The organism is Herbaspirillum sp. SJZ099 (genome assembly GCF_007828355.1).
Taxonomy (GTDB): domain Bacteria; phylum Pseudomonadota; class Gammaproteobacteria; order Burkholderiales; family Burkholderiaceae_D; genus Herbaspirillum.
In genome coordinates, this window is the sequence record NZ_VIUO01000002.1 from 344,328 (window position 1) to 358,799 (window position 14,472).

Sequence of the window (14,472 nt, forward strand, 5' to 3'; positions counted from 1 at the left end):
TGACAGGCAAAAAGCATCGATCCTTGCCCTGAAAACCACGTTTTTCCGGTTCTGCGCGCGTAAATGTTGTACGTCGGGAAACCCTTGTGCAAGGCCCGCTCAGATCGGGTCCGGCGTGGGGCGCGGTTTGGCCAGCAATGCCTTGAGGTTGGCCAGGCGCGCCTGCGGCGTGATCTTTTCCGATTCCTGCGGCACCGCTTCGCCTTCGTCCAGGCGCATTTCCTTGACGAAGCGCGAGATCTGGCATTCGATGACTTCCTTGGCGCGCTTGCGGCGCTTGCACCACGACAGGTGCAGCGAGCGCTGGGCGCGCGTGATGCCCACGTACATCAGGCGGCGTTCTTCTTCCACCCGCGCGGCGGCTTCCTCGGGCGGGGTGTCGGGGTCTCCCTTGTGCGGCAGGATGCCTTCTTCCACGCCGACCAGGAACACATGCGGAAACTCCAGGCCCTTGGAGGCGTGCAGGGTGGACATGCGCACCGCGTCCTGTTCTTCGTCCTTGCCTTCGAGCATGCTCATCAGCGCCACCATCTGCGTGATTTCGAGCAGGTTCTTTTCCTCGCCGTCGCGGTCGCGTCCGCCGCAGGCGCGTTCCTTGAGCCAGTTGGTGAAGTCCAGCACGTTCTGCCAGCGGGCCTGGGCGGCGCGCTCTTCGAACGAGTCGTAGAGGTAGAACTCGTAGTTGATGGCCTCCATCATGTCATCCAGCACCTTGGCGGCATTCTCGCCGCTGCCGGAGGGGCCGGGCCGGGTGGCGCGCGGCTCCATGGCATTGATGAAATCGCAGAACTTGCGCAGCGGCAGCAACTGGCGGTCGGTCAGCTTGTCTTCCAGGCCGCCCTTGTAGACCGCTTCGAACAGCGAGCACTGCCACTGGCCGGCCAGCGTGCCCAGCACTTCCAGCGTGGCCTGGCCGACCCCGCGGCGCGGCGTGGTAACGGCGCGGATGAAGGCCGGGTCGTCGTCCTGGTTGGCGATCAGGCGCAGGTAGGCAATGATGTCCTTGATCTCGGCGCGGTCGAAGTAGCTCTGGCCGCCCGACATCACGTAGGGAATGCGCTCGCGCCGCAGCGCCTTTTCGAAGATGCGCGCCTGGTGGTTGCCGCGATACAGGATGGCGTAATCAGAAAACTTGGCGTGGCGCTCGAAGCGGTGCGCCGACAGCGAGATCGCCACCTGATCGGCCTCGGCTTCCTCGTCGTCCATGGCCATGACGCTGATCGGGTCGCCCAGGCCGTGTTCCGACCACAGGGTCTTGTCGAACAGCTTGGGGTTGTTGGAGATGACCGCGTTGGCCGCCTGCAGGATGCGCGTGCTGGAGCGGTAATTCTGTTCCAGCTTGATCAGGTGCAGGTTGGGGAAGTCCACCCCCAGCAGTTTCAGGTTCTCGATGGTGGCGCCGCGCCAGGCATAGATGGCCTGGTCGTCGTCGCCCACGGCGGTAAACATCGGTTTCTTGCCCACCCCGGTGACCAGCAGCTTGACCAGTTCGTACTGGCAGGTGTTGGTGTCCTGGTATTCGTCGATGAGCAGGTAGCGCAGCTTGCGCTGCCAGCGGTCGCGCACTTGCTCGTTGGCCCGGAACAGTTCCACCGGCAGGCGGATCAGGTCGTCGAAGTCGACTGCCTGGTAGGCCTTGAGGGTGGCGACATAGCTGCGGAAGATGCGCGCCGCCTGCGCCTCGTCTTCGGTGCGCGCGTTTTTCAGCGCGATTTCGGGATCGACCAGGCCGTTCTTCCACAGCGAGATGCTGTTCTGGATGCCGCGGATGATGGCCTTGTCGGTGGTCACCGCCAGTTCTTGCACCAGGGCAAAGCAATCGTCGCTGTCCATGATTGAAAAGCGATCCTTCAACCCCAGATGCTGGGACTCCTGGCGCAGGATCTTCACGCCCAGCGAGTGGAAGGTCGAGACGGTCAGGTGCTTGGCCTGCTTCGGGTCCTTGAGCAGCTTGGCGATGCGCTCCTGCATTTCCAGCGCGGCCTTGTTGGTGAAGGTCAGCGCCGCGATGTTTTTGGATTCGTAGCCGCAGTTCTCGATCAGGTGGGCGATCTTCTGCGTGATCACGCGCGTCTTGCCCGACCCGGCGCCGGCCAGCACCAGGCAGGGGCCTGCCATGTAGTGGACGGCTTCGCTTTGAGGCTTGTTCAGGCCGAAGGAGGGGGCGGACATACGGATCGTGGTGGGCGGGGAAACGGGCCATTGTATCAGTCCCGATGTTCGTGCCCGATGTGGGACAATGCCGCAAACCGGCAAACGGAAAAACTATCAGCGTTCTAGAAGCATAGCCATGAAATTCAACCACCTCATCCAGATCAACGATCCGCTCAACCCGCTGATCGAGCCCCTGACGCGCGAGCAATTGTGGCGCGGCCTGGTCATGCGCGCGGAGGCGCCCAAGTTGTTCATGCCGCACCTGGACGACTGCCGCCTGAGCGACAAGAGCATGGACAACGTGCGCCGCGAGCTGCGCTATGGCGAGCTGGTGATCCATGACCGCGTGACCTACCTGCCGCAGATCCAGGTGCTCTACGAAGTGCCGGCCCAGGGGGAAATCCCGCCTTCGCGCATGAGCATGACCATCGAAGAGCCCCAGCCCGGCTCGCTGTTCGTGCGTTTTGAATACGACGACGGCCATCCCGAGGATGAAAACAGTCCCGAAGCCTTCTATAACCAATTCCGCCGTTCGGCCTACGAGGAGGCCGATATCGACACCATCCGCATCATCCGCGAATTGACGGTGGACGGCAGCTTGCACTGAGGCGAGGCGCCAGGCCGGCAACGGCGATCGTAAAAAAGCGCGGGTCGGAAACGGCCCGCGCTTTTTCATTCGGTTGGGGATTCAAGCCAGCAGGCGGCCCAGCGCGCCATTGACCAGCGCGCCGCCGATGACCAGCCAGGCGAACAGGATGGCGCCCAGGATCATCGGCTTCACCCCAGCATTGCGGATTGCAGAGAGGTGGGTGGTCAGGCCCAGCGCGGCCATTGCCATGGCCAGCAGCAGCGTGTCGACCTGCAGCACCAGTTGGGCCACGGCGGCGGGCAGCGGCAGCAGCGAGTTGAGCAGCACCACGCCAATGAAGGCGAACGCGAACCAGGGAATGGACAGCTTGCCGCGTTGGCCGGAACAAGACGGGCCGGCCTTCATCGATAGCATCAGCAGGAACGGCGCCAGCATCATCACCCGGACCATCTTGGTGATCACCGCGGTGTCGGCGGTGTGCTGGTCGATCGAGCGCGCGGCGGCCAGCACTTGCGCCACTTCATGCACGGTGGAGCCGATGTAGATGCCGAAGTCGGGCAGGCGCGCGCCCCATGCCGGTTCTGCCTGCAGGGTGTAGAGCAGCGGATAGAGGAAGATCGCCAGCGAACCGAAGATGACCACGGTCGATATCGCCACCGTCACCTGTTCGCTGCGCGCGCGCAGCACCGGTTCGGTCGCCATCACCGCGGCCGCGCCGCAGATTGAACTGCCGGCGCCGATCAGCAAGGCGGCGTCGCGCTCCAGTTTCAGCAGTTTCACGCCGGCCAGCCAGGCCAGGCCGAAGGTGGAGAGCAGCATGGCGGCGTCGATGACCACGCCGGCCAGGCCGACATGGGAGATGTCCTGCAGCGTCAGGCGAAAACCGTACAGGATGATGCCGGCGCGCAGCAGGGTTTGCTTGGAAAAGCGCACGCCATCGCCGCACGGCGCGGCGATGCGCGGGTAAAGGGTGTTGCCCAGCACAATGCCCAGTACGATGGCTGCCGTGAGCGCCGAAAAGCCATGTTCTTGCAGCCAGGCGACATCGCCCAGGCGCATGGCGGCCCAGGCCACGGCGGCCGACAGGGCGAGGCCGGGCAGGGCCGGCGGCAGGGTTTGGAGATGGCTTGCGGCACGCATGTTGTTATTTGTTCGGGTGTATTTATGATGGGGTGGACTTTACGCGCCGGGGATATAAAAGAAAAACGCGTTATTTTGTTAATATCAACCTGTTTATTAGGTTGATATGGGGTCAACCGCCATCGGTGCGATCATGAAAATTACTCTGAGGCAGTTGCAAATCTTCCTGGCGGTGGCGCAATCCGGCTCCACCACGGCGGCGGCCGGGCTGGTCGCGCTGTCGCAGTCGGCTGCCAGCGCTTCGCTCAATGAGCTGGAGAGCCTGCTTGGCGTGCAATTGTTCGACCGCGTCGGCAAGCGCCTGGTGTTGAACGACAGCGGCCGGTTGTTGCTGCCGCAGGCGCGCCATATGCTGGACGCGGCGCACACCATCGAGCGCCAGTTCGCCGACCCGGCTGCCGGCAGCGAATTGCACATCGGCGCTTCCACCACCATCGGCAGCTACATGCTGCCGGCCATGATCGCGGCCTACCGCAAACGCCATGCCGGCGCGCGCGTGCGTGCACTGGTGGCCAACACGGCCGACATCGTCGATGCGGTGGTCAATTTCGATGTCGACGCGGGGCTGATCGAAGGGCCGTGCCACGCCAGCGATGTCAGCGTGGAGCCCTGGATGACCGACGAGCTGATCGTGGTGGCGGCGCCGCATCATCCCATCGTCGCCGGCGGCCGCAAGATCAGCTTCAAGATGCTGCGCGAAGCCGACTGGCTGTTGCGCGAAGCGGGTTCCGGCACGCGCGAGGCGGTCGAGCATGCGCTGATTCCCTACCTGCACTACCTGCCTTCCTCATTCGAGTTCGGCAATTCGGAAGCGATCAAGCGCGCCACGGCCGAAGGCCTGGGCATCAGTTGCCTGTCGCGCGCGGTGGTGGAAGACCTGATCGAATCGGGAAAGCTGGTGGAACTGGCGACGCCGCTGCCGACCTTGCGCCGGCATTTCTACATGGTGGTCAGCAGCCATCGGGCGCCATCGCCCAGCCTGGCCGCCTTGCTGGAATTCTGCCGCGCGTGGGCGCGCCTGCATGGCGGCGCCTGAAGTGCGCGTGGTTTATTGGATGTGTTCGAACACCCCGGCGCTGCGGTTCTTCGCCACCTTGTCCCAGGCGAAGACCTGGCCGTTCATGGCGACATAGACGCCGGGCGGCAGCAACTGCGCCACGCCGCAGGCGAAGCCGAAGTTGAAGAGCGCGTCGGAGTTGGCGATTTCGTAGGGGATCATGGCGCCGGTCAGCACGATGGCCTTGTCCAGTTGCGCCTGGCCCAGTACCTGGGCGGTCAGTTGCATGGTGTCGGTGCCGTGCACGATGACGATGGCGCGCTGGGACGAATCGCGGCAACTGGCGAGGATGCGCTGGCGGTCGGCGTCCTGCATTTCCAGCGAGTCCAGCAGCGGCAATTCTTCCAGGGCCACATCGGCGGTGATGCGCGCGCGGGCGATGACTTGCGGCAGGTGGCTGGCGCCGAAATCGAGCTGCCCCGCGATCTCGTCGTAATGCTTGTCGAAAGTGCCGCCGGTGGCGATGATGCGTAGACTCATGGTTGTCCTGTCAGAAGTAGAACGCATCTCACGCCTATCGATGAAATGAGTTCAAAAAAAAGCACCGCCCGTTATCTTACACGGACGGCGCTTCGCTCCCCCTCCCCAGACTTCCGACTTGTCGCAGCTTAGGCCGCCATCAATTGCCTTTCCCCCGGCATGGCTTGGGGGGCCGCATCCAGTTCCTGTGCCGGCGGCGGCAGCGGAATGGTGCCGTCGATCACGTAGGCGAACAGCCGTTCGACCTCGATGGCCTGGATCAGCAGCTTGCCGCCATTGGCCTTGATCACCTGCGATACCAGCATGGAGTCGCCCTGCATGGCCAGCGGCGTGTGGGTGATTTGCGCCGGGCTGAACTGCGGCACGGCATGCAGCTCATCGACCAGCAAGCCGATGGTGTGCGCGCCGTGGCGCACGATCATCACCTGGCTGCTGCTGGTGACCGCCGAGCGTGTGCCGCGGATCAGGTGGCCGAGGTCGAATACCCAGACGAATTCCCTGTGCTGGTTGTCGTGGTTCAGGCCGAGTACGCCCACCTGCTCGGCGCGGTTGCCCATCGAGGTCGGCAGGACGGCCGAGAACGGCACGGCTTCCATCACGTTGGCCGCCGAGATGGCGAACAGGCTGTTGTCGGAGAAGAAGGTGGCGTATTCCAAGTCGTCCGGCGATGTAATGCCGCTCTCCAGCAGGAATTGGCTGGACGCGCCTTGCTGGTTGCCCTGGTTGGTCGCGCCAAAGCACTGGAACACCACCGCGATCACGTCTTCCTGGTAGCCGTCGCTGACCTTGAATTCGCGATAGCCGTTGGAGGCGCTGCAGGCCACGATGGCGTATTGGCCGTCATGCAAGGTGACGCCGGAGCTGCATTGGCCATTGGCCAGCTGCAGCATGGCAACGTCGATGTCGAGCGTGCTGCCGACCGGGCGGTTGTCGTCGGTGCTGGAGAGGATGCGTCCGCTGCGGTCGACGTAGAACGCGCTCATCTTTTCCTTGCCCGCCAGCCCTGCGCGCAGCATGTTGCGAAATTCCGGCGCGGCGTCGAACACGATGCCGATGCCGCCCACCACTGCGCCGTCATTGTCCAGCGCCCGCACGGCCGCATGGTAGATGTAAGTTGCCTGCCCGCCGTACAAGGCGCTGGGGCCGAAGGCGCTGACATGGTAGTGCTGCTGGCTGCGCAGCGAGGTCACCTGCGCCAGCGTGGCTTCATCGATGCTGCTGCCGACCACGCTATCGAGATCGTCGCCGGTGCTGGCGACGATGTGGCCGTTGCGGTCATAGATGAACAGGCGGGTGTAGACCGTGTACAGCCCGTTGATGTAGGCGAGGATCTCGGTCAGCCTGGCGGTGGTGGCTTCATCGAGCGCCGGTTGCGCCAGCGCCGCGCGCAGCTCCGGCGTGAGCGCCCACCAGCGGCAGTCGTCCGAGCGTTCGTAGAGGTTGCGGTCGAGCAGGTCGACCAGCAGGCTGGTCGTGAACTCGGCGTCGCGCATGCTGGACGACAGCACGGTCTGGTACAGGTCGTGGATCGACTGTGCGAACAGTTCGTTGCTGCGGTTGCCGGTTTCGCTGATCTGGTCGAGGATGGTCTTGAGCTTGAGCATCTCGCCGCGCTGCCCGGCGGTCATCACCTGGCCGTTCCAGACGATGCGCTGGATGGTCTTGGCCGCGGTCATGATGTCGTACAGTGGCGGGCAGAACGAATGCGCGTGCGACAGCAGCCCTTCGGCCAGCTCCGGCGACAAGCGCGAGAGCACGTCGCCGGCGATGCCGGAAAAGGCGACTTCGACCGGAATCATCACCTGTCCCTGCCAGCCAACCGGGCCCGGATAGCCCTGGTAGCCTTCGGAGGCGAAAGTGCGCACCAGGTATTCGCGGCCGCAAAACATCATCAGGCGCGCCTGGCCGCCGGCGTTGACCGGCACTTCGGTGCCGGGCGGGATCCATAAGGCGTCGGCGCTTGCAATCACGCGGTTGTCGCCGTCCAGCAGCAACATGTTGGCGCGCGCTTCCGGATCGCGGTGCGCGCAGAAGATGCCGGCCATCTCCTCTTCAAAATGGAAGCACAGGCACAGCACGCCGATCACTGCACCGGTTTGGGGATGGTGCATGCGGCGCGAATAGATCAGTGCGCGATCCTTGGACGGCCGCAGGTCGGTCGCGCGGAAGGTTTCGACGTAGGTTTCGGATTCCAGCGTCTGCCTGATCAGCGGATCGGCCGTGTGCTCCAGCGGCGTGGCCGGGTCGATCTGCACCAGTACGTTGCCGTCGGTGTCGGTCAGGATGATTTCGTCGTAGACCGTGTATTTGTTGCGGTACTCGCGCAGGCGATAGCGCGCGGCCTCGACCGAATCGCTGATGCCGGCGACGAAGTTGCACAGTTCGCGGTCGGTGGCCAGGAAGCCGACGTCGGCGGTGCGTTCATACAGGTTGCGCACCACGATGTCGATCACGTATTGCGCCTTGGTGCCGATTTCAGCCAGTACGTTGCGCACTTTTTCTTCCACCAGGCTGCTCACCAGTTCGCGTTCCAGCCGGGAGAATCCCGAGCGGGTGGCGGCCATGGTGGGGAGGATGGTCTTGGCTTCGGTGGGGCAGTTCATCTTGGCCGAGGCTTCGATGACGCGCCACATCAGGTTCAGTTCCTGGAGCGACTGTTCGCATTTGGCGACGTCGCGCATGTAGGGCAAAAACGTTTCCGTCTGTACGGTCGTGGCATGTTGCATGGTTGTCGAGCCCCTCTGGTAGCGCCGCAAGACCAACGAATCGCGATGTTGGATCTTCCGACATCTGTTGTTTGTTTTTTTGTGTTTTGCAAAGGAGGCGCTGCAAATTGCGTGCCAATCCGCCCAGCGGTGCGCATCGATTTTTGATGCCGCACGGCAATGTACGCGCGGCGCTGTCAGCCCCGGCGGCAACGACGCCGCTCATCATCGGAATGAGGTGCGGAATGAGGTACGGAATGAGGTACGGAATGAGGTACGGAATGAGGTACGGAATGAGGTACGGAATGAGGTACGGGATGGGGCGGGACCTCATCAGAAAATGAACCTTATAATGCAGCGGATATGAAACCACTGGCGCCCGGCACCGTCATCTTTCATCGCCATCGCGGCTATGGCGTGATCGTGTCCGTCAATTTGTTGACGGGCTGGATTTCTGCGCGCTTTGGCAGCGAGGTGCGCACGCTCGATCTCAACCTGTCGTCCGACGAAGTCCAGCATGCGGACGGCACGCCGATCCTGTTTCGACGCTCGCCGCCGGACCGCATGCCGCATGCGCGGCTGATGGCGATGGTGCGCGAGTTGCACCGCAACGGTTATCAGCGGCTGTATCTCTACAGTTGGCCCAAGCCTTCCGGGCTGCATTGGCGCTGGCACTTGTTTACCGGGCCGCGGCAATGGATAGAGCGGCCCTGGCGCGAAGGTTGGTATGGTTCAGGGGCCGACTACAATTTCAACCCGGTGATGGGGTGGGGCGATACGCCCGGCGCAACGCCGGAAGAACTGGCGCGCCTGTTGGCGCAGTTCGATCCGCAGGGCCTGGCGCAGGCGCTGGGTGAGGATGAAGAGCACAGCAACTGGTTCGAAATGGTATGCGCCACGCTGCTGCCCGATTATGCGTTCAGCCTGGGCTGGCATGACAACGGCAGCATGCCGGAGTACTTGCCGGTCATTCCGATACGCCGCAACGTGCCTGAATATGCCGGGCCGCCATTGCCATGGCCGCCCGGTTGGCGGCATCTGTGGCGGGCGTCGGGCAAGGCGCCGCCGTTGCGATACGACCCGCCCGTGCGCGCCACTTACCGCATCACTCCAGAGTAGGACCTGGCACGCTCAGGGATTGAGGACGTTCCTGGGCGTGCCCGCGGCATAGTCCAGGATGTTCTGGAAGGCCGCGCGGAAGTACAGCTCGTAGCCATCCTTTTCCACGTAGCCCAGGTGCGGCGCGGCCACCACGTTATCCATCTTCAGCAAGGGCGAGTCCACCGGCAGCGGTTCCTGTTCATAGACATCGAGCGCGGCCAGGCCGGGGCGGCCCTGGTTCAAGGCGGCCACCAGCGCGTCTGCCTCGACCAGTTCGGCGCGGCTGGTGTTGACGAAGCAGGCGGTCGGTTTCATCAGCGCCAGGTCGGCCGCCTTGACGATGCCGCGGGTGGCCTCGTTCAGGCGCAGGTGCAGCGACAGCACGTCGGCCTGGCTGAAAAATTCTTCCTTGCCGGCGGCGATGTCGTAGCCATCCTTGGCGGCCTGTTCGCGGCTGGCGTCGCGCCCCCAGATCACTACCTTCATGCCGAAGGCGCGGCCGTAGCCGGCCACCATGCGGCCGATCTTGCCGTAGCCCCAGATGCCCAGCGTGCGTCCCTTCAATGCGCTGCCGATCGTATTGTGATGGGGCGTGGCCGATACCTGCTGCCAGGCGCCGGCGCGCAGGGCGAGGCAATATTGCGGCACGCGGCGCATGGCGGCCATGATCAGCGCCCATGTCAGCTCGGCCGGCGCAGTGGGATCGCCTACGCCTTCAACGATGGTGATGCCGCGTTCGGTGGCTGTCGCCACATCGATGTGGCCGCTGACCTTGCCGGTTTGCGAAATCAGTTTCAGCAGCGGCAATTTCTCCAGCAGCATCTTGTTGAGCACGGTGCGTTCACGGATCAGCACCAGGGCATCGAAGGGCGCCAGCCGCGCCGCCAGTTGCCCCGTGCCGCGCACGCTGTTGTTGAACACCTTGACGTCGTGGCCGTCGAGCATGCGGAAGCAATCGAGGTGGCGGACGGCGTCCTGGTAATCATCGAGGATGGCAATTTTCATGAGGGTCTCCGTGGCTTTGCCTGTTCAATCGCGTCATCGCGGAAAAGATGGATGAGGCGCACCGGCAACATCATAAAGGGATTGCCGGGCTTCGGGCTGCCCGGGAGCCGATGCTGCAATCCCTTTGGGGCGGGTTCGTCCGCAGGTTTCCCCCTGGTGTATTGCGGGCGATGCTTGCATGATTATCTGCTTTACTCGCATATTTTTTTTGGAGAAAGTGGCGGCGCTGGACGCACTGCGGCGGCGGGCGCGGATGCCGGGGCCGGGCCGCGGGCCTGGGTGTTGTCCAGGCGCGGGCGACGTCAGGCGGCGACGGCATGGCGGGCATCAATTCCATGATCCCTGGCGCCAGGCCGGCAAAAACATGGGAAGAGGGGCCGGATGAAAAATTTTGCCGATTTCCAAATCAGATATTCTCTGTGTGAATGACTGACTCCCCGCAATCCCGCTAGAATCCAGTGTTCATGCGGATTTGGCGAGAAATCGTGTTATGCGCCTGGGTAATGAAAAAACAGTTTTTTTTTAATTTGTAATTACCTACTACATAAGTCGGGTATTTCCTGCTACAAATTTCAGTAAATTCTTTTTTATCGGGGTACAATCCCTGCCACTTTTTCTCACTTTTGACTGTCGAAAAGTGACTGGAGCCCGCCCCCATCCACGGCGCGGGCCTTGCAGCCGAGATCCGGCCGCTATCGACAAGACCGCCGTATCGCTGGCTGGCGTGACCTGCGCCCACACCCACCCGCCAGTTACAAGCAGACGACGATCCTGCCGTGCCAAGACGAATTCTTTAACTTGTGGCATTGGAGGTACAACCTATGAATCAACCCCTTATGGCTGGTGTTCCCGCAGTCAACGCGCCCGCGTACGTCAAACATCAGAAATTGATCAACTGGGTTGCGGAAATCGCCGCGCTGACCAAGCCGGCTCGCATTTACTGGTGCGATGGCACTCAGGAAGAATACGATCGCCTGTGCGCCGAGATGGTCGCCGCCGGCACCATGAAGAAGCTGAACCAGGAAAAGCGCCCCAACAGCTACCTGGCTTGCTCCGATCCGTCCGACGTGGCGCGCGTGGAAGACCGTACCTTCATCTGTTCCAAGACCAGGGAAGAGGCCGGCCCGACCAACAACTGGACCGACCCGGCCGAAATGCGCCAGACCCTCAACGGGCTGTTCGACGGCTGCATGGCCGGCCGCACGCTGTACGTGGTGCCGTTCTCGATGGGCCCGCTGGGTTCGCCGATCGCTCACATCGGCGTCGAACTGTCCGATTCGCCCTACGTCGCCGTCAATATGCGCATCATGACCCGCATGGGCCGTGCGGTGTATGACGTGCTGGGCGCCGATGGCGACTTCGTGCCTTGCGTGCATAGCGTCGGCGCGCCGCTGGCCGCCGGCCAGAAGGACGTGGCATGGCCGTGCAACGCCACCAAATACATCGTGCACTATCCGGAAACCCGCGAAATCTGGTCTTACGGCTCCGGCTACGGCGGCAACGCGCTGCTCGGCAAGAAATGCTTCGCGCTGCGCATCGCCTCCACCATGGGCCGCGCCCAGGGCTGGCTGGCCGAGCACATGCTGATCCTCGGCGTGGAGTCGCCCGCGGGCAAGAAGCATTACGTCGCGGCGGCTTTCCCGTCGGCCTGCGGCAAGACCAACTTCGCCATGCTGATTCCGCCCAAGGCGTTCGGCGGCTGGAAGGTCACCACCATCGGCGACGACATCGCCTGGATCAAGCCCGGCGCCGATGGCCGCCTGTACGCGATCAACCCGGAAGCCGGCTACTTCGGCGTGGCGCCGGGCACCAACGAAAAGAGCAACTACAACTGCATGGCCTCGGTCGCGGCCAATACCATCTTCACCAACGTGGCGCTGACCGATGACGGCGACGTCTGGTGGGAAGGCATGACCAAGGAAGCGCCGGCGCACCTGATCGACTGGCAGGGCAAGGACTGGACCCCGGAAATCGCCAAGGAAACCGGCCGCAAGGCCGCGCACCCGAACGCGCGCTTCACCGTCGCTGCAACCCAGAACCCGGTGATCGACGCCGCCTGGGACGACCCGGCCGGCGTGCCGATCTCGGCCTTCATCTTCGGCGGCCGCCGCTCCACCACGGTGCCGCTGGTGACCGAAGCCCGCAACTGGGTCGAAGGCGTCTACATGGCCGCCACCATGGGCTCGGAAACCACCGCCGCGGCCGTCGGCCAGCAGGGCGTGGTGCGCCGCGACCCGTTCGCGATGCTGCCTTTCGCCGGCTACAACATGAGCGAGTATTTCCAGCACTGGCTCGACATCGGCAAGAAGATCGCCGCCTCGCCGGCCGAGCTGCCCAAGATCTACTGCGTCAACTGGTTCCGTACCGACGAGAACGGCAAGTTCGTGTGGCCGGGCTTCGGCGACAACATGCGCGTGCTGAAGTGGATGCTGGACCGCATCGAAGATCCGCAAGGCGTGAAGGCCGGCGCCACCGAACACCTGTTCGGTTTCACGCCGCGTTTCGATGACCTGCAATGGGATGGCATCGACTTCACCGCCGAGCAGTTCGCCACCATCACTTCCATCGACAAGGCCGCATGGAAGAAGGAACTGGAGCTGCACGCGGAGCTGTTCGAAAAGCTCAAGTACAAGCTGCCGGGCGAGCTGGAAGGCGTCAAGGGCAAGCTGGAGAAGCAACTGGCCGCCTGAGCCTGTGATGCATCGATGAAGTATGCATCGATGAAGTAAGGAGCGCCTGCCGCAGCGATGCGGCAGGCGTTTTCATTTGGGCGGCGGCTTAGCCGGCGACGGCGATGCGGGCCAATGCTTCGCGCATCGGCGCCGGGATGTCTGTCGGGCGGCGGGAGGCGCGATCCACATAGACGTGGATGAAATGGCCTTGCGCGGCGGCGCTGTCTTCTCCCGCTTTGAAGATGCCGAGCTCGTAGCGCACGCTGCTGCGTCCCATGTGCGCCACGCGCACGCCGACGTCAACCTGCTCGGGAAACGCCACCGAGGCGAAGTAGTTGCAACGCGTCTCGATCACCAGCCCGATCACCGGGCCGCGTTCGATGTCCAGCACGCCGCCGGCCACCAGGTAATGGTTCACCGCAGTGTCGAACCAACTGTAATAGACCACGTTGTTGACGTGGCCGTAGACGTCGTTATCCATCCAGCGCGTCGGGATGGCGTGGAAGTGGCGATAGTCGGCGCGATGGCAGGGGATGGGTTTGTGCTCGTTCATGGTGGTTTGGTTGCGGTCGTGGACGATGGTGCGGATGCACAAAATCCGCTTCCTTGCAGTAACATTGCAACGGGATCCTTATCCTGCGGCATCGCCGGCGTGCTGTCGAGTTCCGGACGGCGCCGCTTCAATGTTAAGCGATCGCGATCGGAGTTTGCCGGGATGACGGCTTGCAGAAACGCGCAGCGCCGCCATGTGGTCTGGATGGATACGCAAGTGCCCATGCGTCGCCGGATCCGATAGCATTGCCCCCAACGTCGATAGTTAAATCCAATCAAAAATATTGATTAAATAAAATTGATCTATTTTGTTTGGCGTTTTACTATTCTTCCCACTGCTTCACTCAACCCCCTAAAAAGGAAATAGACATGTCCCTGATCAACACCACTATCAAGCCGTTCAAGGCAACTGCATACCACGATGGCAAGTTCGTCGACATCTCCGAAGCGACCCTGAAGGGCAAATGGTCCGTGTTCGTGTTCTATCCGGCCGACTTCACCTTCGTCTGCCCGACCGAACTGGAAGACCTGGCGGACAACTACGCCGAATTCAAGAAGCTGGGCGTGGAAGTCTACGGCATCTCGACCGACACCCACTTCGCCCACAAGGCATGGCACGACACCTCGGAAGCCATCAAGAAGGTCCAATACCCGCTGGTCGGCGACCCGACCGCTACCCTGGCGCGCAACTTCGAAGTGCTGATCGAAGAAGAAGGCCTGGCGCTGCGCGGCACTTTCGTGATCAACCCGGAAGGCCAGATCAAGGTCCTGGAAATCCACGACAACGGCATCGGCCGCGACGCTTCCGAACTGCTGCGCAAGGTCAAGGCTGCCCAGTACGTCGCTTCGCACCCGGGCGAAGTCTGCCCCGCCAAGTGGGAAGAAGGCGCTGCAACCCTGAAGCCATCCCTGGATCTGGTCGGCAAGATCTAAATCATTGATTGGGCTACTGCGCGGCTCAATCTCGGCACTGCGATGCTCGCCGTACTAATCGTACGGCTGCGCTTCTCCTGCCGA

At 62.8% G+C, this 14,472-nt stretch carries 11 protein-coding genes; 5 read left to right on the forward strand and 6 right to left on the reverse strand.

What is annotated here, in order from left to right; translation table 11 throughout:
- Positions 1-99 precede the first annotated feature (99 nt).
- Complete coding sequence (locus FB597_RS06625; RefSeq protein WP_144768741.1) at positions 100-2,172, reverse strand: UvrD-helicase domain-containing protein; 2,073 nt, start codon at positions 2,170-2,172, stop codon at positions 100-102.
- Positions 2,173-2,290: 118 nt separating this feature from the next.
- Here FB597_RS06625 and FB597_RS06630 point away from each other — a divergent pair, with 118 nt between their 5' ends.
- Positions 2,291-2,761: an SRPBCC family protein gene (locus tag FB597_RS06630; protein ID WP_141913866.1), complete on the forward strand. Its 471-nt coding sequence runs from the start codon at positions 2,291-2,293 to the stop codon at positions 2,759-2,761.
- A gap of 81 nt (positions 2,762-2,842) precedes the next feature.
- Here the strand turns inward: FB597_RS06630 and FB597_RS06635 are convergent, their stop codons facing one another.
- A complete protein-coding gene (locus FB597_RS06635; protein WP_144768743.1) occupies positions 2,843-3,883 on the reverse strand; it encodes a YeiH family protein in 1,041 nt (346 codons plus the stop codon).
- Between the two features lie 133 nt (positions 3,884-4,016).
- On the opposite strand from FB597_RS06635, the gene FB597_RS06640 reads away from it, so the two are divergent.
- Complete coding sequence (locus FB597_RS06640) at positions 4,017-4,919, forward strand: LysR family transcriptional regulator (protein WP_144768744.1); 903 nt, start codon at positions 4,017-4,019, stop codon at positions 4,917-4,919.
- Between the two features lie 12 nt (positions 4,920-4,931).
- On the opposite strand, the gene FB597_RS06645 is transcribed toward FB597_RS06640, so the two are convergent.
- Positions 4,932-5,420, reverse strand: coding sequence for an asparaginase domain-containing protein (locus FB597_RS06645; RefSeq protein ID WP_144768747.1), 489 nt, complete (start codon positions 5,418-5,420; stop codon positions 4,932-4,934).
- A gap of 128 nt (positions 5,421-5,548) precedes the next feature.
- Positions 5,549-8,146 carry a chemotaxis protein CheW gene (locus tag FB597_RS06650; protein ID WP_144768749.1) on the reverse strand — a complete coding sequence of 866 codons (2,598 nt, stop codon included), beginning with the start codon at positions 8,144-8,146 and terminating at the stop codon, positions 5,549-5,551.
- Between the two features lie 342 nt (positions 8,147-8,488).
- On the opposite strand from FB597_RS06650, the gene FB597_RS06655 reads away from it, so the two are divergent.
- Complete coding sequence (locus FB597_RS06655) at positions 8,489-9,244, forward strand: L-asparaginase (RefSeq protein ID WP_141913861.1); 756 nt, start codon at positions 8,489-8,491, stop codon at positions 9,242-9,244.
- A 12-nt stretch (positions 9,245-9,256) separates the two neighbouring features.
- Here FB597_RS06655 and FB597_RS06660 read toward each other — a convergent pair whose 3' ends face one another.
- Positions 9,257-10,231 carry a D-2-hydroxyacid dehydrogenase family protein gene (locus FB597_RS06660; RefSeq protein ID WP_144768751.1) on the reverse strand — a complete coding sequence of 325 codons (975 nt, stop codon included), beginning with the start codon at positions 10,229-10,231 and terminating at the stop codon, positions 9,257-9,259.
- Between the two features lie 821 nt (positions 10,232-11,052).
- Here FB597_RS06660 and FB597_RS06665 point away from each other — a divergent pair.
- On the forward strand, positions 11,053-12,921 hold the full coding sequence (locus FB597_RS06665; RefSeq protein ID WP_144768753.1) for a phosphoenolpyruvate carboxykinase (GTP): 1,869 nt from the start codon (positions 11,053-11,055) through the stop codon (positions 12,919-12,921).
- Between the two features lie 88 nt (positions 12,922-13,009).
- Here the strand turns inward: FB597_RS06665 and FB597_RS06670 are convergent, their stop codons facing one another.
- Positions 13,010-13,456 (reverse strand): thioesterase family protein, encoded by a 447-nt coding sequence (locus tag FB597_RS06670; RefSeq protein ID WP_144769021.1) that lies wholly within the window; start codon positions 13,454-13,456, stop codon positions 13,010-13,012.
- A gap of 368 nt (positions 13,457-13,824) precedes the next feature.
- Here FB597_RS06670 and ahpC point away from each other — a divergent pair, with 368 nt between their 5' ends.
- On the forward strand, positions 13,825-14,388 hold the full coding sequence (gene ahpC, locus FB597_RS06675; RefSeq protein ID WP_141913857.1) for an alkyl hydroperoxide reductase subunit C: 564 nt from the start codon (positions 13,825-13,827) through the stop codon (positions 14,386-14,388).
- Positions 14,389-14,472 lie beyond the last annotated feature (84 nt).

What these genes read in the sequence shown, in the direction of transcription:
- FB597_RS06625 (WP_144768741.1), bottom strand. Translation starts at nt 2,172, where the DNA reads ATGTCCGCCCCCTCCTTCGGCCTGAACAAGCCTCAAAGCGAAGCCGTC.
- FB597_RS06630 (WP_141913866.1), top strand. Translation starts at nt 2,291, where the DNA reads ATGAAATTCAACCACCTCATCCAGATCAACGATCCGCTCAACCCGCTG.
- FB597_RS06635 (WP_144768743.1), bottom strand. Translation starts at nt 3,883, where the DNA reads ATGCGTGCCGCAAGCCATCTCCAAACCCTGCCGCCGGCCCTGCCCGGC.
- FB597_RS06640 (WP_144768744.1), top strand. Translation starts at nt 4,017, where the DNA reads ATGAAAATTACTCTGAGGCAGTTGCAAATCTTCCTGGCGGTGGCGCAA.
- FB597_RS06645 (WP_144768747.1), bottom strand. Translation starts at nt 5,420, where the DNA reads ATGAGTCTACGCATCATCGCCACCGGCGGCACTTTCGACAAGCATTAC.
- FB597_RS06650 (WP_144768749.1), bottom strand. Translation starts at nt 8,146, where the DNA reads ATGCAACATGCCACGACCGTACAGACGGAAACGTTTTTGCCCTACATG.
- FB597_RS06655 (WP_141913861.1), top strand. Translation starts at nt 8,489, where the DNA reads ATGAAACCACTGGCGCCCGGCACCGTCATCTTTCATCGCCATCGCGGC.
- FB597_RS06660 (WP_144768751.1), bottom strand. Translation starts at nt 10,231, where the DNA reads ATGAAAATTGCCATCCTCGATGATTACCAGGACGCCGTCCGCCACCTC.
- FB597_RS06665 (WP_144768753.1), top strand. Translation starts at nt 11,053, where the DNA reads ATGAATCAACCCCTTATGGCTGGTGTTCCCGCAGTCAACGCGCCCGCG.
- FB597_RS06670 (WP_144769021.1), bottom strand. Translation starts at nt 13,456, where the DNA reads ATGAACGAGCACAAACCCATCCCCTGCCATCGCGCCGACTATCGCCAC.
- ahpC (WP_141913857.1), top strand. Translation starts at nt 13,825, where the DNA reads ATGTCCCTGATCAACACCACTATCAAGCCGTTCAAGGCAACTGCATAC.